This window comes from Mycobacteroides franklinii, from assembly GCF_001853795.1.
Classification (GTDB): Bacteria; Actinomycetota; Actinomycetes; order Mycobacteriales; family Mycobacteriaceae; genus Mycobacterium; species Mycobacterium franklinii.
The window spans coordinates 1-23,947 of record NZ_MLIK01000004.1; the positions used below are offsets into that span (position 1 = coordinate 1).

Sequence of the window (23,947 nt, forward strand, 5' to 3'; positions counted from 1 at the left end):
GCTGCTCGGAGTGCACATCTTCGGCTCCGATGCCACCGACCTGGTGCATATCGGGCAGGCGGTGATGGGCTGCGGCGGCACCGTCGAATACCTGGTAGACGCGGTTTTCAACTATCCGACGTTCTCGCAAGCCTATGGCGTCGCCGCGCTCGATGTGACGAACAAGATCCGCGTACTGAACCAGTTCAAGGGATGGGTAAAAGACCAAACATAGGTAGGTCCTTTGCCGATGGGAGGTGTTCCACGGTGCGGGCTACAGACTACCGATGAACGAGATGGAGAGTTTTATGTATGCCACTGTCAGATGGTGCAGAAATATTTTGCCTTACGTATTCACGGGACTAACACTAACGGCGACGGCATGTCGCGAATTCACTCTCGAAGATAGGTTTCTGATTGCACAACCAGGAGTTTGCTCTGCGGGCGAAACCCCGTTCACTCACGAGTGTCGAACCTCCTGTCAAGGTGGTGCCCCTAAAACCGGTGGCGTCTGCACACAACCTGGTACTGTTTTATATGACCGTGGATTGCAGCAGCCCACCTCCGAAGGCGCCAATCCTCGTACGCCCCTGGGCACTAACCCACAAGTCCCTTACGGAACAAATACGACTACCGTCTTGTACAATTAGCCTTCTCGAGATCAGCTGAAAGCCGAAATAAAGATACCGCTGAATGTTGTGTCGATTTCTCAAATTACTTCAGATTTAATCATTCAGAATTAGCTTCGTCTCAACAGAGCTATTAGTCGATCAAACATATGTCGAACCCTGTCGGTTCAGTAATGCGATATGGGGAGATGAAACCAGCGGTTCATTCGCCCCGGGCGCGAGAGGCGTGCCTGAGTCTTGGGCGAAGTCTGAGTTTGGGCCTTGGGTAAAGTTGGCAGCGGCGTCACCGCTGCCATGTGAAACATGCAGAGCGAGGCGGGCGCGGGTCCGGCAAAATGAGTAGCCGCACTCACGGGTAATCATGCCGTCATGTTTCCGTTGAACGCTGGTAGGCCCCCTGGTAGGGCGCAACACGCGATGGATATGAGCGTGCCCGATCAGTTCGGCGTCTACCGCTCGATGCGGGCATACAACTGGAACACTGGAGCCCGCGCATCCAGGACAACAAGGGCTACCGTCGACTGATTCTAGATCATCAGCAGCATGGCTAGCACGCCAGCCAAGTCCACACACCACCAGCAGCCGTAAACTTGGCCGGTCAACAACTCAACTCAAAGACCCCGACCCGCGGCGAAGTCGCGGTCACACCATCGGTATGGCCGAATTCGACTCTGCCACAGCGCAAATAAGCGATGCCCGAGTTAACCCGCCGCGTTGATGCGCAGCGGCGGACACTGTCCTTCGGCATCCGCGGTCAGCTCGTAGTGCCATTTCTCGTTGGCGAAGACCTGACAGAGACCGAACTGTGTGCTGTGCGCCAGCATCCACCCGTAGGCGGAGGCGGGGCCTATGTCGACGGCCTTGCCCTGCACATGATGCGATTCATCGGGGGTGGCTACCCACTGCCGGGCGACTGCCAGACTCCCGTACGTCTGTACCGCATCATCGAGTAACTGCTGCTGGAAGGCCCGCGAACGCCAGCCCGACGTGATCAGAAGTGTCACACCGTCGGCCGCCGCGCTGGTCGCGGCGTCCTGGACCGCACGCAGCAGCGGAGGGTCCAATCTGATGACCGCCAAGGACGACGTGTCGAATGGGCTGACCGGAGCCGAAAGTGCGCCGCCGTCGGGCTCCTCGCCGAGAGTGCTGGGCGTCGGCGACGGCGGAACGGTCGCCTGGGCCGTCACCAGCACGATGGTCGCCATAGCCTCCGCATGACTGCCCGCAGCCGGGCCGGCGCCGTAGCATGCCGACAGGGTGAGTGCCGCACCAGCGGCCACGCTCACGAGTGCACTACGTGACATCTAGAGAAGTCCCGTCACGACCGATGCGGCTCGTCTTCGTCCTCGTCATCGACATCGAACTGCTCGTATGTCTCTTCGGCGGAGGGGTGATGATGGGCCGCCGTGGCGGCCTCCTTGAGGCTCACCGCGGCGGCGACGGGGACCGCGTTCTCGGACACCTGCGGAATCACCGACGTCTCGGCGGGATCAGCTTCCGCCACATCGGCTTTCGCGTCGACGCCGGCAATCTCGGCGGAATGATCATCGGAATCTGCGCCGGCAGGCCCACCGTCGCGTACCTCGTCGTCTTTGTCCGACTCCTCGTCGGACTCCAGGGCGCCGGCATGCCGGTCCCGAATGGCATCGACGATCATCAGCACCACGCCGACAGCGGCCGCGGCGATACATACGAAGGCGAGAACTTCATTACTGGTGACCACCGCTGTCACCAGAGCAGCCAGGCCGACGGCGGCCAACACCAATGCGACGATCAGCATCGCGAATCACTCCTCATACGTGCCGCGAGCATAGACCGATCTAGATCAGTAGTTGTTCCCACGGTTGAACTGGCCGAAACCGGCTTCCTTGGATGCGTTTTCGTTCGAGGCGCCCGCATCGACGGGTGCCGCGGAACCGCGCTGGCCGAGCTCCTCAAGCTGAGACTCGAGGTAGGTCTTGAGCCGGGTGCGGTACTCGCGCTCGAATGTACGCAACTGCTCCAGACGCCCTTCCAGCACCGTGCGCTGCTGGTTGATGGTGCCCATGATCTCCGAGTGCTTGCGCTCGGCGTCGGATTGCAGGGCATCGGCTTTCTCCTGCGCTTGGCGCAGCTGGGTCTCGGAACGGGTCTGAGCATCCGAGAGTAGCGCCTCGGCCTTGGTGCGCGCCTCGGTAACCGTCTTGTCCGCGGTGGCGCGAGCCTCGCCGACAATCTGGTCCGCATTTGCGCGAGCATCGGCGAGCATCTTTTCCGACTCGGATTTGGCGTTCCCGGTCAGACGGTCCGCGGTGTCCTGTGCCAGACCCAGGATCTTGGCCGCGCGCACGTGATGTTCCTCGGTCGACGCTGCGGCCGGAGCGGCCGCCACGACAGGTGCCGGTACCGGCTCGGGCTTAGCGGGCTCGGGCTTCTTCTCGGGCTTCGGCGCCTCGTAGACGGGGGCAGCGCCACCGCCCTTGCGGGCCTCGGCCAGCTCCTGATCCAGCTCCTGAACCCGCTGGCGCAGGTCCGAGTTCTCCTCTATCAGGCGGGCCAGCTCGTTCTCCACCAGGTCGAGGAACGCATCGACCTCGTCCTCGTTGTATCCACGCTTACCGATGGGTGGCTTACTGAACGCGACGTTATGTACATCAGCTGGTGTAAGCGGCATTGCCTGCCCCTATCAAGTCTCGACGTCCGGAATCGTATTGCAGTGTAAAACGAACATGCCGTCTCACTGTAACTGGCGTCCATCCTGTCACATCCGACCCGCCGGTCGCAGCAGAGCGCGTTAAGTATCCCTCTGACGTGCATAAAAATACTCTGAGGCTTTGGATATGACGCGCTTTCGTATCCAGATCGATGTGAGTTGAATACCGAAATTCTGTGTCGCTGGCGGCTTAGCCAGCCGCCATCACGAACGCCACCTTCATGCCAAAGAATCCGACCAAAAGCAGCAAAGTAATGGACAAATCGAATCGCACCGCACCAAGAGAGAGGGGCGGAATGAGACGACGCAATAACCGCACGGGCGGGTCGGTGATGGTGAAGATGAGCTCCAGAATCACCACCGTGGCACCCCTCGGATGCCAATCGCGGCTAATGGACTGAATGGTCTCGATCACTATGCGCGCAAAGAGCAGCAAACAGAAGAGCAAAAGCGCGTAGCCAATGATCTCAAAGAAGAGCGACAACGGACCCCTCACCGGCCAAGCGTGAACAACCACGCGCGGGCTTCTAATAACAGCAGCCCCAGCCTACCGGCAGGCCCCATCGGACCGCCCGCCGCACAACGAATCCCCTGGACCGAGCGACACGGCCTCCTATGTGCAACTAATGGTTGCGCCTAATGCGAATCGACACTACCGTGAAACGCAACCGATCGTTGCAAGTAGGGAGAGACATGTCATACGAACGAATCGAACGGGAGCTTCATATCGAGGCGACCCCAGAGGTCGTCTTCTCCGTCATCAGCCGTCCAGAACATATGAAGCAATGGTGGCCCGACGACGCCGAGTTCGCCCTGGCTCCCGGCGCGAACGGTGAGATCTCCTTCCACGGCGACGGCCCCGGACAGATTCACGTCTTCGGGCTCACGCTCGTCGACGTGGATCCGCCGCGGCGATTCTCGTTCCGTTGGTGTTATCCGGAGGGAGATACCGCGAACCCTGAAAATTCGCTGTTAGTGACATTTGACCTCACACCATCGGGCACCGGCACGGTGGTGCGGATGACCGAGGTCGGTTTCCGGGACCAGAACCACACCGAGGCCGAGGTCGTCGAGCAGTACGAGGCGCACGAGGAGGGCTGGGCACGGCACCTGCCCCGCCTCACACCGTGTGTGGCCGCACTGGCAGGCCGGTCATGACGGCAGTCATCGACGACGACCTGTGGGCCGCGGTCGGCGACCCAACCCGGCGGCGGGTCTTCGATCTCATCCTGACCGACGGCATGGCCACCGCCACGACATTGAGCGACCGTCTGCCGGTCACTCGCCAGGCCGTGACCAAACACCTCTCCGTCCTCGATAAGGCCGGTCTGGTCCACGCCACCACCAATGGGCGGGAGAAGCAGTATCGCGCCAACGCCGAACAGGTCGCGCGCATCGCCGGGCAGCTCACCGCGGTGGGCGCGGCATGGGACCGACGACTGGCACGGATCAAGCAGATCGCCGAGAGCCTGCACAGCATCGAGAAGACTGAATAGGAGGAAACAATGGGCACAGTGATGAGGACACCCCCGATCGTGTCGGCGCGGGAATGGGACACCGCACACCAGGAGATGCTCGTCGAGGAAAAGGCCTTCACCAGGGCCCGCGACGCGCTGGCCGCCAAACGCCGGCGCATGCCCTGGACGGAGGTTGACGCCTCGTATCGGTTCGAGGGACCCGAGGGCCCGATGAGCCTTCTCGATCTGTTTCAGGGTAGGCGTCAACTCATCGTGTACCGGGCCTTCGTCGACCCGGGCACCGGCGACTGGCCCAACCACGGATGTATCGGCTGCTCACTGATGGCCGACCACATCGGCAACTTGGCTCATCTGAACGCACGCGACACCACACTGGTGTACGTCTCGCGTGGGTCCCAGGCCGACCTGGAGCGCATCAAAACCCGGATGGGATGGCAGATCCCTTGGTACACCATGGTTCCCGAGAGCAGTTTCGACCGGGACCTCGGCGTGCACAACTGGCATGGCCACAACGCGTTCATCCGAATCGGTGACCGCGTGTACCGCACCTACTTCATCAACAACCGGGGCGACGAGGCCTTCAACAACACCTGGAGCTTCCTCGACATGACCGCGCTGGGGCGCCAGGAGACGTGGGAGGACTCGCCGGAGGGCTACCCGCAGTCCCCCGCATACGAATGGTGGGCCTGGCACGACGAATACGGCGCGCACGAGCCATCACGATGGTTCGGCGACCCGGATCCCGACGATCCGCACGATCCGCGGCCCGCCAAGGCGTGCCACTAAAGCGAATTCGGAGGTTTACTGGTAGGAGTAGAAGCCACTCTCGGCGATCCGGCGGCGCTCCTCGGCGCTGACATCGATATCGGACGGCGACAGCAGGAACACCTTGGTGGCGACCTTGTCGAAGGAGCCGCGCAGCGCGAACGCGAGCCCGGCCGCGAAGTCCACGACCCGCTTGGCGTCGGCGTTGTCCATCGACACCAGGTCCATGATCACCGGGGTGCCGTCGCGGAAACGCTCACCGATGGTGCGGGCCTCGCTGTAATCCTTGGGGCGCAGCGTGGTGATCTTCGACAACGGGCTTCCCTCTTCGAAGATGGCGGCGCGGCGCGGATCCATGGCCAGCGCGCCGCGGGTGGGGGCGCTACCCCGTAGCGAGCCCAAACGCGGTGCCGGACGATCGAATTCGCGCGGTGCCGGATGGCGGGCGGCAAAGCGGTCTTCCTCGGCGTAGCCCGCCGGACCAGCCGGGCGGTAGCCGGGCTCGTCGTAGCCGTATTCGGCATCGTCGGCGAACCGCTCGCCACGGCGCGGGTATCGACGGTCCTCGGCGGACGCGCGGCGGGGCGCGGGAGCGTCGACATCGTCGTAGTACTCGTCGTCGTAGTCGTCCATTGGAGCCATGCCGAAGTAGGCCTTGACCTTGTGCAGCGTGCTCATCGCGTGACCTTCCGTGCGTGGGCTAAATGGAGTTCAATTGTTCGCTCGGTCTCTACAGCTGTGTTGCAAATGTGACTGGAGTGACGATCTACCGTGACGTTAGCGGTCGTTGCCCCATCAATGCCGTTCCGACACGCACACAAGTGGACCCATATTTAATGGCAGTCTCCAGGTCGTTGGACATTCCTGCCGATAAGCGACTCGCCTGCGGGTAACGCTGCTGGACGCGTTCATGTTCTTGCTGGAGCCGACGAAAGGCCTGGTCGGGATCGGCCTCCCGAGGCGGGAGGGCCATCAGCCCGGCAAGCTCCAGATGCTCGCTGGCGACCACCTGCGTACATAGCTCATCCACCCCGGCGGCGTCGGCGACATCCACCCCACCGCGTTCGGTATCACCGTCGAGGCTGATCTGGAGGTACACCTGCAGCGGCTCGCGCTTCTCCCCCGCCCCACGTGCGGTGTCCAACGCCGATACCAGCCGCGAGTTGTCCACCGAATGCACCGAATACGCCCAGTGGGCAACCGATTTCGCCTTGTTGCGCTGGAGATTGCCCACCATGTGCCACTCGATATCCGAGTGGCCAACCTCCGCCACCTTCGCGGCGGCCTCCTGATCTCGGGATTCGCCGAAAGCGCGGCAACCCAATCGGTACAGCTCCTCGACGTCGCTGGCAGGGAAAAACTTGGTGATGGGCAGCAATTGGATCTCTTCCGGGTCGCGGCCGGCCGCCTGCGCGGCGCGCTCGACGCGATCCCGCACCGCCTCGAGCGCTGCGGACAGTTCTTCGGCGCGTGTCATCAGCTGAGCCAGATCACCGATGCCAGTCGGCCGGTACGGGGCTCCCGGCGATAACTGAACAGATCGGGATCCTCCGCCGTGCACCGCGGGTCGATATCGATCGCGGTCACGCCCAATCCGGAAAGCTGCCGGGCGATTCCGGCACGCAAATCCAGGCCAGGAGTTCCGGCCGCCGTCGTGGTGCGGCTGCCGGGCAGGGTCTGCTCCACATCGGCGGCCATATCGGCGGGCACCTCATAGTGACGACCACTCACGGCCGGCCCGAGAAAGACCGATATGCGGTCCACCTGTGCTCCGGCCTCCACCATGGCGTCGATGGTGCGCGGCACGATACCGAGCTGGGCACCCACCCGTCCGGCATGGGCGCCGGCCACAATTCCCGCGCCGGCATCGGCAAAGAGCACTGGGACACAGTCGGCGCTCAGCACCGCCAGCGCGATACCCGGCTCGGTGGTCATCAACGCGTCGGTCTCCGGAATGACCGACGCCCCGGGTCCCTCCACCCGGTGCACATGGTCGCCGTGAACCTGCTGCATCCAGATGAGGTGATCGTCGGGTACCCCGATGGCGCCGGCGAGCCGTGATCGATTGGCTGCCACCGCATCCGGGTCATCGCCGACGTGATCGCCGAGGTTGAAACTGTCAAACGGCGCGCGCGATACCCCGCCACGGCGGGTAGTGGTGACGCGCCGAACTCGAAAACCCATACGTCAGAGCGTAGTTCGTCCGCTACCGCCGCATGAAGGGTGGCACATCGACATCATCCTCGTCGCCGCCGCCGAGTGTCACCGTGGACCCGTTGGTGTCCCTGGGCAGGCTCTGCGCATCGATGGTGTCGAAGATGCTGGTTCCGTTGGCGCGCGAGCCGTTCACCTCGCCGGCCTTGCCGGGGGCGACCGTGCCCGGAGCCGCCGTACCGCTGATCGGCTTGCGGCTGGGCCCACCGGCGTCGAAGCCGGCGGCGATCACGGTGACCCGCACTTCGTCGCCGAGGGAATCGTCGATCACGGTACCGAAGATGATGTTGGCCTCGGGGTGCGCCGACTCCTGCACCAGCGACGCGGCCTCGTTGATTTCGAACAGACCCAGGTCGCTGCCACCGGCAATCGACATCAGCACGCCCTGAGCGCCTTCCATCGAGGCCTCCAACAGCGGCGAATTGATCGCGGTCTCGGCAGCTTTGAGCGCACGACCGTCACCGCGCGACGAGCCGATGCCCATCAGGGCGCTACCGGCCCCGGACATGACGCTCTTGACGTCGGCGAAGTCGACGTTGATCAGACCCGGGGTGGTAATCAGGTCGGTGATGCCCTGGACTCCGTTGAGCAGCACCTCGTCGGCGCTGCGGAAGGCGTCCATGAGCGATACCGCGGCGTCGCCCATCTGCAGCAGACGATCGTTGGGAATGACGATGAGGGTGTCGCAGCTTTCGCGCAGCGAGCCGATTCCATTCTCGGCCTGACCGCTTCGACGCTTGCCCTCGAAGGAGAACGGCCGGGTGACCACACCGATCGTCAGCGCGCCGAGCTTGCGGGCGATGCTGGCGACCACGGGTGCACCACCGGTACCGGTACCACCGCCCTCGCCCGCCGTGACGAAGACCATGTCGGCGCCCTTGAGGAGCTCCTCGATCTCATCCTTGGCGTCCTCGGCAGCTTTGCGCCCCACGTCGGGGTCGGCACCGGCGCCCAGACCGCGCGTGGAATCGCGGCCGACGTCGAGCTTGACGTCGGCATCGCTCATCAACAGCGCCTGCGCGTCGGTGTTGATCGCGATGAACTCGACCCCCTTGAGGCCGTGTTCGATCATGCGGTTGACGGCGTTCACGCCGCCGCCACCGATGCCGACGACCTTGATCACCGCGAGGTAGTTGTGTGGAGGCGTCATGGTCGCCTTCCTCCCTGGTTGCTGCCGAGATCTGTCAATTCTGGGGCTCTCTGCAAACTCTCAACCTCTACCTCAGGCTTAGAGTTATGTCAGGTTGTCCCGCTGAAACAGAACGGTAGGGGGCGCGGTTAACCGCACCCGGGAGGCGCGCCGAGAGCGCATGACGAATTTCCTTGGCTATTTTCATGACTCCTGCGCGGCGAGCATGCTCGAATGTGCCGAATTCTGACCGAAATGGACACATATCGGCATGCTCGCGCCGAAGGGCCGCCTACTTGACCGTGGGCAGGTCGGGGCTGGACACGTCATAGGTGCGGCCGGGCTGCGTCAACAGCGCCCCCAGCTTCTCTGCCTTCTCCGCTGTGCGCTCGGTGGTCCCCCACACGATGGTGCGTCCATCGTCAAGGGTGAGCGTGATCGACGACACCGACGGCGCCGCGACCTTGGCGACTTGCCGCGCGAGATCGGGCGCCAAGGAGACGAGCACTTGCAGCGCCGCCTTGGTCGTCGGGTCCTGCGGCCCCGGAGCCACCACGTCCAATGCCGGGATACCCGGCGGCGGGGGCTCGTTGGCGAAATCCACCCCGTCGCGGTCGATGAGGTGCGTGCCGTCCGCGCCGCTCCATGCGGCGATCGGAACCCGCTCGACGATCGTCACGCGCAGTGTGGACGGGTACTCGCATTGCACCCGGGCGCTGGCCACCCGGCGAATGCTGGCCACCCGGTCCGCGGCCGCGGCGGTGTCGATCTGCAACAGCCGAGTTCCCTGCGCGATGTTCAGCGCACCGAGAACGTCTTGCTGGGTGACCACCCCGGTGCCTGTCACCACCGTCTGGCGTACCGACATCAGCGGCGTGAAGTACAGGATCGCCCCCAGGCCCACCGCGATCAGCGTGAGAAGCAGCGCCAGCAGCAGGGTGTGCAGACCCTGCACTTTCCCGCGACCGTCGCCCTTGCCCGCCTCGACGTACTTGCCCTTGGCCGCGGCCTTCGCCTCACGCCGGGCCTGCTCCAGCGCGATCGCGCGCCGTTGCGCGTCCCGGCGTTCCGCCCGCTCGCGCCTGGCCCGCATCCGTGGCCCCTCGGCGGACTCGTCCTCGCCGGGCTTGTCGGTATCGCCGGGCTCGGTGACCTCGTCGGCGTCGGCCGGTACCGCCGCCTCCTCGTCCACGCCCTCTGCGGTGTGGTCGGGATCGCTCATCGACCGTTCCCCGGCGGCGGCCAGTCATTGGCACGCGCGCGTAACGCGCGCACAATTTCCTTGCCCTGCAACGTGACATCGCCTGCACCCATGGTGACCACCAGATCACCGGGCGCGGTGGCCGCAGCGACCTGTTGGGCCACCGTCGATAGATCGGGCAGATAATGCACCGGCACCCCGGAGATCTGCTCGACGATCAACGCGCCGGTGACACCCGGGAGGGGCGCTTCCCGCGCCCCGTAGACGTCGAGCACGAACACCAGATCGGCGATGCTCAAAGCCTCGGCGAAATCCGTCGCGAAAGCTGCTGTGCGCGAGTACAAATGCGGCTGGAACACCACCACCGAGCGACCGTAACCCTGCTGTGCCACGATTCCGGAAACCGCTTGCAGCACCGTGCGAACCTCGGTCGGATGGTGCGCGTAGTCATCGAAAACCCGCACCGATTCCACCGAACCAACCAGTTCGAACCGGCGGCGCACGCCCTCGAATCCGGCCAGCCCGTCGAGCGCATCGTCCACGGATGCCCCGATCTCGGCGGCCGCCACCACCGCGGCCAGCGCGTTCAGCGCCATGTGCCGGCCCGGCACCGACAGTCGCATGGTGCGTGGCGCCTTCTCCCCCGCAAGCTGGATCTGCGCGGTGGCTCCGGTGTCCTTGAACTGCCAATCCCGCAGCCGCCCGGCCACCGGGACATCGCCCGCCTCAGCCTGGTCGACGCTGCCATAGCCCCGTACCCGGATACCGCGCTCATGCGCCCGCTGCGCCAGCGCCGCGGAGCCCGGGTCGTCCAGGCACACCACCAGAACCCCTTCGGAACCAAGGGTTTCGGCGAACTGGTCGAATACCGCGGTGTAGGCCTCGACGCTTCCGAAGTGATCCAGATGATCGGCCTCGATATTGGTGACGATGATCAGGTTGGGCCGGTACTGCAGCAGGGAGCCATCGCTCTCATCCGCCTCGGCCACGAACACGTCTCCGCTGCCGTGATGGGCATTGGTACCGGCTTCGTTGAGCTCACCGCCGACCGCAAAGGACGGGTCGTAGCCGCAATGCTGCAGCGCCACAATGAGCATGGAGGTGGTGCTGGTTTTGCCGTGCGTCCCGGTCACCATCAGGGTGCGGTATCCGGCCATCAGGTCCGCGAGCACCACGGGTCGCAGCAGGACCGGTATCCCACGCCGATTCGCTTCCACCAATTCAGGATTCGTCTTGGGAATGGCGGCATGGGTGGTGACGACCACGGTCGGACCACCCGGCAGCAGATCCAGGGCGTCGCCGTCATGGCCGACGTTGACGACGGCGCCGCGGGCACGCAAGGCCAGCACCGCGCGAGACTCCTTGGCATCGGAGCCCGATACCAGCGCTCCCCTATCCAGCAGAATCCGGGCGATACCGGACATTCCGGCACCACCGATGCCCACCATGTGCACGCGATGCAGGTGCTCTGGGAGTGGACCGACGGTCATCGCCGCGCACCCCGCTCATCGGACCGCCCCGCACGGGCGATATCCAGCGCTACCTGGGCCACCTGTCGTGCCGCTTCCGGGTGCCCGGACAGTGCCGCGGCCGAGGTCATCTCGGCAAGCTTGGCCGAATCGGAGGCTATCTCAATCACCATGTGCGCCAATGTCTCCGGAGTGAGGTCGCGATCCGCGACGATGACACCGCCACCGGCCTCGACAACCGGCAGCGCGTTGAGCCGCTGTTCGCCATTGCCGATGGGCAGCGGCACATAGATGGCAGGCAGTCCCACCGCCGAGACCTCGGCGACGGTCATAGCACCGGATCGGCACACCGCGATGTCTGCCGCGGCATACGCCAGATCCATACGATCCAGGTACGGCAGCGCCACATATCTGGCGGCGCCGGGCGCACGCTCGGGCAGCTCGATGGTGTTCTTCGGGCCATGCGCGTGTAACACCGAAACACCAGCAGCAGCAAGGTCATTGGCGGCAGCCGAGACGGCATTGTTCAGGGAGACCGCCCCCTGCGAACCACCGAATACCAAGAGCACCACGGCGTTGTCGTCAAACCCGTAATGAGCACGTGCCTCGCGTCGCAACGCGGCCCGATCCAATGACGTGATCGACCCTCGAACCGGAACACCCACCACCTCTGCGTGGCGCAGACCGGAGTCGGACACCGCCGACAACACCCGCTGCGCGCGGCGCGCCCCGACCCGATTGGCAAGGCCCGCGCGCGCGTTAGCCTCATGAATGACAACCGGAACCCGGGATCGGCGCATCGGGCCGCGGCGAGCGGCCAGATAGGCAGGCAGGGCCACGTAGCCGCCGAAACCGATCACCACGTCGGCCTGGACACTGTCGAACACCGCCCGCGTCTGCCGAACCGCCCGGCGCACCCGCAACGGCAACTTCACCAGATCGCCCGTGAGGCGCCGGGGCAGCGGCACCGGGACAATCAGCTCCAAGTCGTACCCGCGAGCCGGAACCAGTCGCGTCTCCAGGCCGCGCTCGGTACCCAGGGCGGTGATCCGTACCGACGGATCGATCTCACGCAGCGCATCGGCAACCGCCATGGCCGGCTCGACGTGTCCCGCGGTACCACCACCGGCCAGCACCACCGAAAGCGGCCGAAGTTCATCACTCACTCCGGGAGCATCCTTTCGGTCTGGCAACGATCAAATATCAGCAGCTATCGATAGCTTCGGGCGCGTGAGCCGCCGGCCCGTGATTGGTCACGAGACCTGCCACTCGCACGCGTCGCGGAGCCCCGGCGCACCTGCTGCACCTGCCTATGATGCCCTGCTTCGCTATCGGTACGTGCACGCGGCTTACGCTTGGGCCCCTCCACGGACTCCGGCTGCCGCTTGCGCTCGGGCTGCGATTTGGCGGCCCCGGCGTTCGGTGCGCCCGACTTGGCGCGAAGCCGGTCGCGCGCGGTGTCGATCCTCGGCGGAACATAGGGCTCCGGCAGCGGGAGCCGCAGCAGCCGGTTCATCCGGTCACCGGAACCCGCACGTAGGGCCGCCACCGCCTCCGGCTCGTGACGGGCCGCGTTGGCGATCAAACCTATGAAGAACAGCGCGGTTGCCGTCGCCGTTCCGCCCGAAGAGATGAGCGGTAGCTGAATACCGGTCACCGGGAGCAGACCGATGACATAGCCGATGTTGATGAACGACTGTCCGATCATCCACAACCCTGCCGTGGCGGTGATCATGCGCAGGAAGGGATCGGCGCTGCGCTTGGCGATCCGCATGGCGGTGTAGCCGAAGACGCCGAACAGGGCGAGGACACCGAGGCATCCGACGAACCCGAGTTCCTCGCCGATGATGGCGAAGATGAAGTCGTTGTGGGCGTTCGGCAGGTAATGCCATTTGGCCGATCCCTGCCCCAAGCCCTGCCCGAAGAAACCGCCCTGCGCGAGCGCGAACCGGGCCTGCCGGGACTGATATCCCGTCGCCTGCGGATCCGCGGACGGATCGAGCCACGCCTTCACGCGGTCGGAGCGATACCCGGCCGACACCGCGAGGATGGCCGCTGCCATCACGGCGGCCACCACCGAGCTGAGGAAGACCTTCAGCGGCAGACCGGCGTACCAGAGCAGGGCCAGCAAGATGATGCTCAAAGAAACCGTCTGCCCGAGGTCGGGCTGGATGACGATCAGCACCAACGCGATCATCGCCGCGGGCACCAGCGGGACCAGCATTTCGCGCATCGTCGCCTGCTCCATGCGGCGCGTGGCCAGCAGGTGTGCGCCCCAGATCGCGAACGCGACCTTGGTGAGCTCGGAGGGCTGCATGGATAGCCCGGCGTAGACGAACCAACCACGAGAACCGTTGGAGTACGTGCCGATTCCGGGAATGAGCACCAGGGTGATCAACACGACCGTGATGACGAAAACCGGGAACGAGTACTTACGCATCACCCATACCGGGGTGCGCAGCGCGATATAGAAACCGACAAGGCCCACGCAGACCCACAGCACCTGCTTGCCGAAGATCGTCCAGGCGGATCCGTCGTCGTGAAACGACTCGACACCCGACGCGGACAGCACCATGATGAGGCCGAGCGTGGTGAGCAACGCGGCCGTCGCGACGACAAGGTGAAACGATGTCATCGGCCGGTTCAGCCAGGCACCCAGACGAGTACGCGCGATCAGCCCATCGGTCTTGGCATCGGGCTTCTTGGCCGGCTTGGCGCCGGCCTTTGATTCTGCGCGCTTCGCGGAGCGGAAAAGCCTGGCGAACGGAGCGGTCAGGGTTGACACGAGGCAGTCACCTAACCGGTAAGTGCGTGCACCGCCGCGGCGAATCGATCGCCACGCTCGGAGTACCCGCTGAATTGGTCGAAGGACGCGCCGGCCGGAGCCAATAGCACGGTGTCGCCAGGCCGGGCCAACGTGCTGGCGTGCCGGACGGCCGCGGCCATGACTCGGGTACCCAAATCAGCGCCACCCCCATCCGCCTCATCAGTCACATAAACCACATTTGCCTCTTGCACCTCAGCATCCTCGCGCGTCACAACCACAACTACGGGTACATCCGGCGCGTGTCGCGCCAATGCCTCAGCAATCAGCCCCCGATCGCGGCCGATCAGCACAACCGCACCGAGCCGGTCGACCGAATCGCGCACCAGGTCATCGACGGCAGCGCCCTTGAGCAGCCCCCCGGCAACCCAGATGACCCGCGGATACGCCGCGATGGACGCCGCGGCAGCATGCGGGTTGGTGGCCTTTGAGTCGTCCACGTAGGCGACGTCGGCAACATGAGCAACCAGCTCGGCCCGATGCCGCCCCACCTGGAAGGCCTCCAACGCCCTGGCAATATCCGCCGCGGACGTGCCCACGGCCCGGGCCAGCGCGGCGGCCGCCAGCGCGTTGAGCACACCGATGGGGCCGCCCACCGGAAGCTTCGATACCTCGATCAGCGCCACGTCGGGGCCAAAAGCGCGATCAACCAGCCAACCGTCCCGCGCCCCGAGCTCACCCGGCGCGGGCTCGCCGGTGCGAAATCCCGCCTTGACCGGCGCCGCGGCACCGGCAAGCAGCCCGCCGGCCACCGCGTCGTCCAGACCGACGACGGCGACCTCACCGTCGAGCGCGCGGGCCTTGTCCCGCGTATAGCCCTCCATGCCCCCATGCCAGTCGAGGTGATCCTCGGCCACGTTGAGCACCACACCGGCAGCCGGCCGCACGGAAGGCGCCCAGTGCAGCTGGAAACTCGACAACTCGACGGCCAGGAACTCCACATCGCGCTCCAGCACATTGAGCACCGGGTCGCCGATGTTCCCGCAGAGCGCACTGGTACCGCCCGCCGCCGTCAGCATGTCGTGGACCATCGCCGTGGTGGTGGTCTTTCCGTTGGTTCCCGTGACCACCAGCCACCGTTTGGGCGGCCCATATCGGCCGGAAGCATCCAGGCGCCAAGCCAATTCGACATCGCCCCAGATGGGCAGCCCGGCCTGCACCGCGGCCAGCACAACAGGTGAGGACGGACCGAACCCGGGGCTGACGATCACCAGGTCCTGATCGGCCATGCCGCGCTGTGCCTCGGCGGTGGTCAACGCACCGCGCCCCGCATCGCGATGGCGGCGCAGGGCATCCTCGTTGTCGTCACAGACGGTGATGCGCACATCGAATCCGGCCAGTGCACTGACCACCGCGTCGCCGGTGACCCGCGCACCGCAGACCAGGACCCTTGCGCCGCTGACCAATTCGGTGACTTCAGAAGCAGTCATGATCGCCTAGTCACCGATCGTGGCGAGCCACTCGCCATAGAACAGCGCCAGACCCAAGCCGCAGGCGATGGCCGTCAGCAGCCAGAACCGAATGATCACCGTTGTCTCCGCCCAGCCCATCAGCTCGAAATGATGATGGAACGGCGCCATCCGAAACACCCGGCGGCCGGTGGTACGGAATGCGGCGATCTGCAGAACCACCGACACGATCTCGGCGACGAACAGCGCGCCCAGCACCACGGCCAGCAGCTCGGTCCGGGTGGTCACCGACAGACCGGCGATGACACCGCCCAGGGCCAGCGACCCGGTGTCGCCCATGAAGATCTTGGCGGGCGCGGCATTCCACCACAGGAAGCCGATGCAGGCGCCCGCGGTCGACGCGGCGATCACCGCGAGATCCAGCGGGTCACGCACGTTGTAGCAGGCGATGCCCGGATGCGTCGAGCACGCGTTGCGGTACTGCCAGAAGGTGACGATGACGTAGGCGCCAGTCACCATCGCCATGCAGCCACCGGCCAGCCCGTCGAGCCCATCGGTGAAGTTGACGGCGTTGGACCAGGACATCACCAGGATCACGCAGAAGAGCACGAAGATGACGGCGGGCATGGCGACCGTGGCGATCTCGCGGACATACGAGAGCTGCGGACTGCCCGGGGTCAACCCGTCGGTGTTGCGGAACTGCAGCACCAGCACGCCGAAGACGAGTGCCGACAGGATCTGGCCGACCGTCTTGGATGTCTTGTTCAGACCGAGGTTGCGCGCCTTGCGAATCTTGATGAAGTCGTCGATGAACCCGACTCCCCCGAGCATCGTCGCTAGCGCCAGCACCAGCAGGCCCGTCGCCGAGGGACCATCAGACCCGAACGCGATGCCCACCAGGTGTGACCCGAAGTACCCGGCCCACATCCCGGCCAGGATCGCGACGCCGCCCATGGAGGGGGTGCCGCGCTTCTTCTGATGATGCTGCGGGCCGTCGTCCCGGATCTCCTGGCCGAAGCCCTGCCGTGAGAACACCCGGATGAGCACCGGCGTGAGCATGATCGAGACCAGGATCGCGATCCCGGCGGCAATGATGATCTGCCTCATGCGTCATCCACCTTCAGCAGCTCATCGGAACTGTCGCCTCTTCGCGCAAGCAGCTCATCGGCCACGACCCAGAGCCCGGCCGACTGCGATGCCTTGACCAGCACCACATCGCCCGCGGCCAGCTCGCCGGCCAGCAGTGTGGCGGCTGCCGCAGGATCGTCCACCAGCACCGCCTCGGACCCCCACGACCCCTCCATCACCGCACCCGCATGCATTGCCCGCTGTGACCTCCCAGTCCCGACGACTACCAATCGACTGACATCTAATCGCACGGCGGCCCGCCCGATGCGGTCATGCTCGGATATCGCATCGGGACCCAGCTCGGCCATCTCGCCCAGCACCGCCCAGCTGCGACGGGGCTCAGCACCGTGGCGGGCCATCGAGACCAGCGCCTTCAGCCCTGCCATCATCGAATCCGGATTGGCGTTATAGGCGTCGTTGATGACGGTCACTCCGTCATGTCGAGTGCTGACCTCCATGCGGCGGCGCGAGACCGGGCCGGCCTCGGCGAGCGCGGCGGCGACCTGCCCGAGGGTGGCGCCGCATTCCAACGCTACCGCGGCGGCGGCCAGCGCGTTGCCCACCTGATGCTCACCGTGCACCGCCAGCTGAACCGGCATGGAGCTCTGCCCGACATGCAGGGTGAATCGGGCCCTGGCGAGATCGTCGACGCTCACCTCGCCGGCCCAGACATCGGCGGGATTATGCACACTGGTGCGCACCACCCGGGCCGACGTCTTGGCGGCCATTGCGGCCACCGCGGAATCATCGGCGTTCAGCACCGCCACACCGTCAGCGGAAAGCGATTGCGGCAGTTCGCCCTTGGTGTCGGCGATGGCCTGCCGCGAGCCGAACTCACCCAGATGCGCGGTGCCGACATTGAGCACGACACCCACCGACGGCGGCGCGATGGCGGCCAGGTCCGCGATATTGCCGGGACGCCGGGCCGAAAGCTCCAGCACCAGGAACTTTGTCGATTCCGTCGCTCGCAGGACGGTCCAGGGATGACCGAGCTCGTTGTTGAATGATCCGGGAGGCGCCACCACCTCGCCGAGCGGGCTGAGTACCGCGGCGATGAGATCCTTCGTCGACGTTTTTCCGGACGAGCCGGTCACGCCGACGATGCGTAGTCCCTGGGCCGCCAGCCGTCGGGCCACCTCGGCTGCCAGCGCGGCCGTCGCGGCCAGCACCGCAGCACCCGATCCATCCGAATCATGTTCCAGCGCAGAAACTTCGGTCCGCGCCACCCCGGTCGGCGACACCACGATGGCGGGCACGCCGACCGGTCTGGCGGCCAGCACCGCGACGGCCCCGGCCGCGACCGCACCCTGGGCGTGGTCGTGGCCGTCGACCCGGGCTCCGGGCAGGGCGAGGAACAGCCCACCGGGCGTCACCTGACGCGAATCGAATTCGACGGTGCCGGTGATCCGCGTCTGCCGAGCCTCCTGCGCACTCATCCCGTCGAGGCGTCCACCCACAATCTCGGCGATCTCGGCGACGGTCATCTCAATCATCCAGGCTCCCAAGTGCCTCTAGGGCGGAGCGCAGCTCCACGCGGTCGTCGAAGGGCACCGTCACATCGCCCGTCTTCTGACCGCTCTCATGCCCCTTGCCCGCGATCAGGACGGTGTCCCCCGGGCGCGCCCATCGCGTGGCGAAGTCGATAGCGGCTCGCCGGTCGCCGATTTCGATCACCTCGGCATCCGAACCAGCTGTGCCGGAGATGATCTCGGACCGGATCGCGGCCGGTTCTTCATTTCGCGGATTGTCGTCGGTGACCACCACGAGATCGGCCAGCTCCCCGGCGACCTCCCCCATATCGGCGCGCTTACCGCGGTCGCGGTTACCGCCGGCACCGAACACCACCGCCAGGCGACCGCCACGGTGGGCGCGCAGGCTTTCCAGAACAGCACGCAACGCACCGGGCTTGTGGGCATAGTCGACGACGGCCAGAAACGGCTGACCGGCGACCACCGCTTCCATGCGCCCCGGCACGCCCGCGGGCGCGATCCCCGGCGCGGCGGTCGCGGCAGAAACGCCAAGTATCTCCAAGATAGCCACGGCCACAAGACAATTGGCCACATTGTAGTAGCCGGGTAAGGCGATCGCGAGTTCGATGCTGCGCGCCGGACCATTCGCGACGAACCGCTGACTGCCGTCGTGACCCACCGCCACACCCGAACAGGTCCAGTCCGCGGAGCCACCGGCATGCGAGCTCACCGTGACGACCCCGGGGCCCGCCTCGCGCGCCAGCGCGGCCATGGCCTGCCCGGCGTCATCGTCGACGCAGATGACGCAGCGCTGCGCTCGCTGTGGCGAATCGCGCTGGAACAACCGCGCCTTGGTGGCGAAGTAGTCCTCCATGTCGGGATGAAAATCCAGGTGATCTCGCGACAGGTTGGTGAAGGCCCCTACCGCAAAGCGCGTGCCGTCCACCCGGTTGAGGGCCAACGCGTGGCTGGATACCTCCATGACCACGGTGTCCACCCCGCGCTGGACCATTTCGGCCAGCAGTTCCTGCAGCGCCGGTGCCTCGGGGGTGGTCAGCGCGCTCGGTACGTCCTCGCCGTCGATCCGAACGCCGACGGTGCCGATGAGACCGACCCGCCGACCCGCGGCTCGCAGCCCCGCCTCGACCAGGTAGGTGGTCGTGGTCTTGCCGGAGGTTCCGGTGACACCGACGACCCGCAGATGACGAGAGGGCTCTCCGTAAACGGTCGCCGCGAGCTCACCGAGCACCGAGCGCGGGAGGGGGTGAACCAATACCGCGATATCCGAGAGCGCCAGGCCCTGATCCTCCAGTAGTCGCGCGCCGTCAGCATCGGTGAGCACGGCGGTCGCACCCGCGGCGACGGCCTCGGACGCGAACTGCGCACCATGTGTACTGGTGCCGGGCAGCGCGGCGAAGAGGTCGCCCGCGCGAGCATCCTGCGCCCTGAGCGTGACTCCGGAGACGGTGGTGGCGGGGTCCTGTCCGCGCAGCTCGGCCGACACCAGCGAGGCCAGATCGGCGACCGGGTGCGGGCGCGTCCGGGGAAGGAACCGGTGGGTTCCGGATGCCGCCACCTGCGATCACCTCCTGCCGTATTTCTGCCGCCCCTACCCTCGGGCGTCAAACGACACTACCGGGCGTGCCGTCGTCCCCCGATCGGATGAGGACGGGCTCAGGTCGCCTGCAGGATCAGCGGTGGCCCGGGATCAGGTGATAGTGGCACGTTTTCGCGCCGCATCAACCAGGACGCGATGTTGTGGAACAGCGGCGCCGCAGTCATGTGTGACGAGCCGTCCGAGCCGCGTTTCGGCGCGTTCATCTCGATACCGACGACGTACCGGGGGTCGTCTGTCGTGGCGATGCCCGCGAAGGTGATCCAGTACACATCGTCGAAGTAGCACCCACAGGCGGGATTGATCTGCTGGGCAGTGCCGGTCTTACCGCTGAGTTGATAGCCGTCGACCGCGCCGGATGCGCCCGTGCCGTTCTGAATCTGACGCGCGTCCGGTTGCAACACCGCGCGCAGCATGTTCCGGACAGTGCGCGCGGTGCCCGCGTTGACCACCTGCACGGACTCCGGGCGTGGCTCTTCTTTTCGGGTGCCATCGGATGCCGTGATGCTCTTGACGATGCGCGGCGGGATCCGTACTCCGTCGTTGGCGATGGCCTGGTACATGCCCGTCATCTGTAGCAACGTCATCGACAGACCCTGGCCAATGGGCAGGTTCGAGAACGTGCTGCCGGACCACTGCTCGATCGGCGGCACGATACCGGCGCTCTCACCCGGCAGGCCGACCCCGGTGCGCTGACCCAGCCCGAACTTGTCCACCAAATCCATGAAGCGTTCCGGGCCGACCCGTTGGGCCAGCATGAGAGTGCCCACGTTGGAAGACTTTCCGAAGACACCGGTGGTGGTGAATGGCACCGTCCCGTGGGGCCACGCATCCCGGACGGTAACCCCGCCCATATTGATGGAGCCTGGAACCTGCAGCACCTCATCGGGATTGGACAAATCATTCTCGATCACCGCCGAAGCGGTGATGACCTTGTTGACCGATCCTGGCTCGAACGGCGAGGAGACCGAAGGATTGCCCATCTCGCGGTTGCCCTGCTTGCCGAGGTTCTGCGACGGGTCAAAGGTGTTGTCATTGGCCATCGCCAGGACCTCACCGGTCTTGGAATCGAGCACGACCGCGGAAACGCTACGCGCATCGGACAAGTCCCTCGCCTGCTGCACCTGCTGCTGCACATAGAACTGAATGTCGTTGTCCAGGGTGAGCTCGACGGTGGACCCGTTGACGGCATTGTGACGATCGCGGTAGCTGCCGGGAATCACCGCGCCGTCGGAGCCTCGATCGTAGGTGAGCGATCCGTCCTTGCCTGCCAATGAACTGTCGAGAGAATCCTCGAGCCCCAGAAGGCCGTAACCCTCCCAGTCGATACTGCCGACGATGTTGGCGGCCAACGAGCCACCGGGATACTGGCGGATGTCCTGCCGCTCCGCGCCGACTTCCTGGAATTCCTTGGTGATCGCAGTGGCGATGGCCGGATCGACCGAACGCGCCAGGTACACAAAGCTTTCGTCACTGCGAATCTTCTTCAACAGGCTCTTGGCGTCTGGTTTGTTACCCAGCTTGGCCGAGACTCCGGCAGCGATATCCTGCAGCCGCTGCTCGGGATCGACGGACCTGATCTTCTTCGCCGCGGCTTTTGCGGCGTCGCTCTTGCCTGGGTCGTTGAGAATCTCCTGGCTTTTCTCCCAGGCCTTGTTGAGTTGTTCGCGAATCTTCTTGGGCTGGAAGGTGAGAGCCCGAGCCTCGATGGTGAACGCCAACTTGTTGCCCGCGCGATCGACGATGGTGCCGCGCAGCGCCTTCTCGGTCTCGGTGACCTTCAGCTGACCGGAGGCCTCCGCACGCAGGCCCGCGGCGCGCGGCCCTTGGAGAGTGAACAGCTGAATGGCCGCGACAGCCAAGACCACGAAGATGACGATGTTGCCCGTGCGATGACGAAAGGCGAATCCTGCCGTCCGCGAAATGGCAGCCGTGGGCCGTCGGGTGCGACGGGCACCGACCGGCCGGGACGGATCCTGCCGGTTCACGCCGTCGGGAGGGGACTCGTTGTTGCCACGGGATTGAATTGTTCCCCGGTTACTGGAGAATTCGTGATATTTGATGCTTGCGGCGCGTCGGCCACGGGGGGCGGTACAGCGAGCGCGGGTGCCGGTACCGGTGGCACCGGCGGTGCGGCCGCGGGATCCTGCCCGATGGGAGCTTCGACCACGGGCACAGGGGGAACCGCCGCCGGCGGGGCCATATGCGGTACGAGAGCCACCGGGGGCGGTACCGGAGGCAGCTGCACAGGTACCTCGACCGAGTTGCCGGCCTTCGGAACGGCATCGGCGTCGTCCTGGATCACGGAGTTCAGGGGTGCCGGTGCGACACCTTCGGCGGGTTTGGGGGCGCCGACCAGCAGCCAGTTACCCTGCGGGTCACGCACCAGATGCGCGATATCGCGGGACGGGATCATGCCGAGATCGCGCGCCGAATCAGCCAGCGCCGGCGCCGATTCCGCACGCAGTACATCGCGTTCGAGGGCTTCCTTACGTTGCAACAGCTGCTCGTTGGTGGTCCGCTGGGCACCTAGCTGGTAGGAGCGTTCCGCGGCGTCGGTCGACAACCACAGGGTGATGGCCAGGCCGACCCCAAGAGCGCCGATGACCAACACGACGAAGGGGACTTTGGTGACCCAGACATGCGGTCGCAGGTCCACCTCAGACAGGCGGGTGAGAATTCGCTCACGCAGCGGTATCCGGATGACCTTGGGGGCCTTGGCCTTGCGAGCCTTTGCCCGGGCCTTTGCCTGTCGCGTGCTGGCGGCGGGACGGATCTTCTCCGGCGCCTGACGCTGCACCGGGATCGGCATGGTCTGCGGAGCAGAACGACGCGGACGGGCCGAGGGACCCACCGAGGCAGCCTTGGGTGCCCCGTTGCGACGCTTGGTGGGCTTGGTCTTCTTGGGCGCCTCACCGACATTCTTGCGCACACCGATCATGACTTCCTCCTATCCCCAACTCGTTCGACTGCCCGCAACCGCACTGGTGCACTGCGCGGGTTGACTTCTATTTCCGCTTCGTCGGCGCGCTCCGCGCCACGGGTGATCGCCCTGAACTCCGGTGCATCACTGGGCAACTCGACCGGCAGGTCGATGGGCGACCGAGACGCGGTGGCAGCGGTGAACTCTGCCTTGACGATCTTGTCTTCCAGCGACTGGTACGCCATGACCGCGACCCGCCCGCCCGGGCGTAGCGCGGCCATCGCGGTAGGTATCGCCCCCGCAAGGGATTCCAGCTCGGCGTTGACCGCGATCCGGAGCGCCTGAAAGGTCCGTTTTGCCGGGTGGCCGCCGGTGCGACGAGTGGCCGCCGGGATGGCCGCGTACAGCAACTCGACCAACTGCCCACTGCGCGTGAAGGGTTCCGCGTCCCGACGCCGGACGATCTCGTCGGCGATTCGGCGCGCGAAGCGCTCCTCACCGTATCTGCTGAGCACCCTCGACAGCTCCACCGCCGAATAGGTGTTCAGGATGTCGGCGGCGGTCAGCTCGTCCTGCGCATTCATCCGCATGTCGAGTGGGGCGTCCACGGAGTAGGCGAATCCACGTTCGGCCTGATCGAGCTGCATGGAGGACACACCCAGGTCGAAAAGCACCGCGTCGATCGAAGACGTTGCGCGGTAACCCAACCCGTCAAGAGCATCGGCCATGCCGTCGTACCGGGTATGCACACCGACGAAACGCGTCCCGAAGTGCGCCAGTCGCGTCCGGGCAATATCAAGAGCATTGGTGTCGCGATCGAGGCCGATGACCGTCAGGCCCGGCAACATGGTGAGGAAATACTCCGTATGTCCACCGGCACCCAGCGTGGCGTCGACAAGAACGGCGCCCGACCCGTCAGCGGAGCCGGCGGTCAGTGCCGGAGCAAGCAGCTCATAGCAGCGGTCGCGCATGACCGGAATGTGGCCAAATCGAGAATCGTTGTCAGACACGGCGATAGCCCTC

23 protein-coding genes and 1 pseudogene are annotated in these 23,947 nt (G+C 65.4%); 5 read left to right on the top strand and 19 right to left on the bottom strand.

The features are described 5' to 3' along the window. A pseudogene (locus BKG76_RS00495) lies at positions 1-214 on the top strand (Si-specific NAD(P)(+) transhydrogenase); the annotation flags it as partial. Positions 215-392: 178 nt separating this feature from the next. After that, positions 393-629, top strand: a complete 237-nt coding sequence (locus BKG76_RS24125; protein ID WP_083337928.1) for a hypothetical protein — start codon at positions 393-395, stop codon at positions 627-629. Between the two features lie 680 nt (positions 630-1,309). On the opposite strand, the gene BKG76_RS00500 is transcribed toward BKG76_RS24125, so the two are convergent. The 4 genes from BKG76_RS00500 to BKG76_RS00515 all read right to left on the bottom strand — a co-directional run bounded on the left by BKG76_RS00500 (position 1,310) and on the right by BKG76_RS00515 (position 3,784). Next, positions 1,310-1,912 carry a M15 family metallopeptidase gene (locus BKG76_RS00500; protein ID WP_070935014.1) on the bottom strand — a complete coding sequence of 201 codons (603 nt, stop codon included), beginning with the start codon at positions 1,910-1,912 and terminating at the stop codon, positions 1,310-1,312. A 14-nt stretch (positions 1,913-1,926) separates the two neighbouring features. Continuing rightward, the gene (locus tag BKG76_RS00505; RefSeq protein WP_070935016.1) at positions 1,927-2,388 is read right to left on the bottom strand and encodes a hypothetical protein; all 462 of its coding nucleotides are present in this window, start codon (positions 2,386-2,388) and stop codon (positions 1,927-1,929) included. Positions 2,389-2,433: 45 nt separating this feature from the next. Next, positions 2,434-3,261: a DivIVA-like cell division protein Wag31 gene (gene wag31 / locus BKG76_RS00510; protein WP_070935018.1), complete on the bottom strand. Its 828-nt coding sequence runs from the start codon at positions 3,259-3,261 to the stop codon at positions 2,434-2,436. Between the two features lie 229 nt (positions 3,262-3,490). Then, positions 3,491-3,784, bottom strand: a complete 294-nt coding sequence (locus BKG76_RS00515; protein WP_070936748.1) for a YggT family protein — start codon at positions 3,782-3,784, stop codon at positions 3,491-3,493. A 209-nt stretch (positions 3,785-3,993) separates the two neighbouring features. On the opposite strand from BKG76_RS00515, the gene BKG76_RS00520 reads away from it, so the two are divergent. Genes BKG76_RS00520 through BKG76_RS00530 form a run of 3 tightly spaced genes read left to right on the top strand, consistent with a single transcriptional unit; the run spans position 3,994 to position 5,564 of the window. Continuing rightward, entirely contained in the window at positions 3,994-4,458 is a 465-nt protein-coding gene (locus tag BKG76_RS00520; RefSeq protein WP_070935020.1) for an SRPBCC family protein, read from the top strand. Next, positions 4,455-4,796, top strand: a complete 342-nt coding sequence (locus BKG76_RS00525; RefSeq protein ID WP_070935022.1) for an ArsR/SmtB family transcription factor — start codon at positions 4,455-4,457, stop codon at positions 4,794-4,796. Before BKG76_RS00520 ends, BKG76_RS00525 begins: the two co-directional genes overlap by 4 nt. 21 nt (positions 4,797-4,817) lie before the next feature. After that, positions 4,818-5,564 (top strand): DUF899 domain-containing protein, encoded by a 747-nt coding sequence (locus BKG76_RS00530; protein WP_070935024.1) that lies wholly within the window; start codon positions 4,818-4,820, stop codon positions 5,562-5,564. Between the two features lie 15 nt (positions 5,565-5,579). Here the strand turns inward: BKG76_RS00530 and BKG76_RS00535 are convergent, their stop codons facing one another. The 15 genes from BKG76_RS00535 to rsmH form a co-directional block, all read right to left on the bottom strand. Next, on the bottom strand, positions 5,580-6,221 hold the full coding sequence (locus tag BKG76_RS00535; RefSeq protein WP_070935026.1) for a cell division protein SepF: 642 nt from the start codon (positions 6,219-6,221) through the stop codon (positions 5,580-5,582). Positions 6,222-6,309: 88 nt separating this feature from the next. Beyond that, positions 6,310-7,020: a YggS family pyridoxal phosphate-dependent enzyme gene (locus BKG76_RS00540; protein WP_070935027.1), complete on the bottom strand. Its 711-nt coding sequence runs from the start codon at positions 7,018-7,020 to the stop codon at positions 6,310-6,312. Beyond that, entirely contained in the window at positions 7,020-7,727 is a 708-nt protein-coding gene (pgeF, locus tag BKG76_RS00545; RefSeq protein ID WP_070935029.1) for a peptidoglycan editing factor PgeF, read from the bottom strand. Before pgeF ends, BKG76_RS00540 begins: the two co-directional genes overlap by 1 nt. Positions 7,728-7,749: 22 nt before the next feature. Further along, complete coding sequence (gene ftsZ, locus BKG76_RS00550) at positions 7,750-8,907, bottom strand: cell division protein FtsZ (RefSeq protein ID WP_070935032.1); 1,158 nt, start codon at positions 8,905-8,907, stop codon at positions 7,750-7,752. 271 nt (positions 8,908-9,178) lie between these two features. Beyond that, on the bottom strand, positions 9,179-10,108 hold the full coding sequence (locus tag BKG76_RS00555; RefSeq protein WP_070935034.1) for a cell division protein FtsQ/DivIB: 930 nt from the start codon (positions 10,106-10,108) through the stop codon (positions 9,179-9,181). Further along, positions 10,105-11,577, bottom strand: a complete 1,473-nt coding sequence (murC, locus tag BKG76_RS00560) for a UDP-N-acetylmuramate--L-alanine ligase (protein ID WP_070935036.1) — start codon at positions 11,575-11,577, stop codon at positions 10,105-10,107. Before murC ends, BKG76_RS00555 begins: the two co-directional genes overlap by 4 nt. Beyond that, the gene (murG, locus tag BKG76_RS00565) at positions 11,574-12,722 is read right to left on the bottom strand and encodes an undecaprenyldiphospho-muramoylpentapeptide beta-N-acetylglucosaminyltransferase (RefSeq protein WP_109420505.1); all 1,149 of its coding nucleotides are present in this window, start codon (positions 12,720-12,722) and stop codon (positions 11,574-11,576) included. Before murG ends, murC begins: the two co-directional genes overlap by 4 nt. A 44-nt stretch (positions 12,723-12,766) precedes the next feature. Next, positions 12,767-14,341 carry a putative lipid II flippase FtsW gene (gene ftsW, locus BKG76_RS00570; RefSeq protein WP_070935038.1) on the bottom strand — a complete coding sequence of 525 codons (1,575 nt, stop codon included), beginning with the start codon at positions 14,339-14,341 and terminating at the stop codon, positions 12,767-12,769. Positions 14,342-14,352: 11 nt separating this feature from the next. Further along, positions 14,353-15,810, bottom strand: a complete 1,458-nt coding sequence (gene murD / locus BKG76_RS00575; RefSeq protein WP_070935040.1) for a UDP-N-acetylmuramoyl-L-alanine--D-glutamate ligase — start codon at positions 15,808-15,810, stop codon at positions 14,353-14,355. A gap of 6 nt (positions 15,811-15,816) precedes the next feature. Further along, on the bottom strand, positions 15,817-16,896 hold the full coding sequence (gene mraY / locus BKG76_RS00580; protein ID WP_070935042.1) for a phospho-N-acetylmuramoyl-pentapeptide-transferase: 1,080 nt from the start codon (positions 16,894-16,896) through the stop codon (positions 15,817-15,819). Further along, entirely contained in the window at positions 16,893-18,410 is a 1,518-nt protein-coding gene (locus BKG76_RS00585; protein WP_070935044.1) for a UDP-N-acetylmuramoyl-tripeptide--D-alanyl-D-alanine ligase, read from the bottom strand. The genes mraY and BKG76_RS00585 overlap by 4 nt, the downstream gene beginning before the upstream one ends. Beyond that, on the bottom strand, positions 18,403-19,962 hold the full coding sequence (locus BKG76_RS00590) for a UDP-N-acetylmuramoyl-L-alanyl-D-glutamate--2,6-diaminopimelate ligase (RefSeq protein ID WP_070935046.1): 1,560 nt from the start codon (positions 19,960-19,962) through the stop codon (positions 18,403-18,405). The genes BKG76_RS00585 and BKG76_RS00590 overlap by 8 nt, the downstream gene beginning before the upstream one ends. A 98-nt stretch (positions 19,963-20,060) precedes the next feature. Beyond that, positions 20,061-21,989 carry a peptidoglycan D,D-transpeptidase FtsI family protein gene (locus BKG76_RS00595; RefSeq protein WP_109420507.1) on the bottom strand — a complete coding sequence of 643 codons (1,929 nt, stop codon included), beginning with the start codon at positions 21,987-21,989 and terminating at the stop codon, positions 20,061-20,063. Continuing rightward, entirely contained in the window at positions 21,986-22,942 is a 957-nt protein-coding gene (locus BKG76_RS00600; protein ID WP_070935048.1) for a hypothetical protein, read from the bottom strand. Before BKG76_RS00600 ends, BKG76_RS00595 begins: the two co-directional genes overlap by 4 nt. Continuing rightward, positions 22,939-23,934 carry a 16S rRNA (cytosine(1402)-N(4))-methyltransferase RsmH gene (rsmH, locus tag BKG76_RS00605; RefSeq protein WP_070935050.1) on the bottom strand — a complete coding sequence of 332 codons (996 nt, stop codon included), beginning with the start codon at positions 23,932-23,934 and terminating at the stop codon, positions 22,939-22,941. Before rsmH ends, BKG76_RS00600 begins: the two co-directional genes overlap by 4 nt. Positions 23,935-23,947 lie beyond the last annotated feature (13 nt).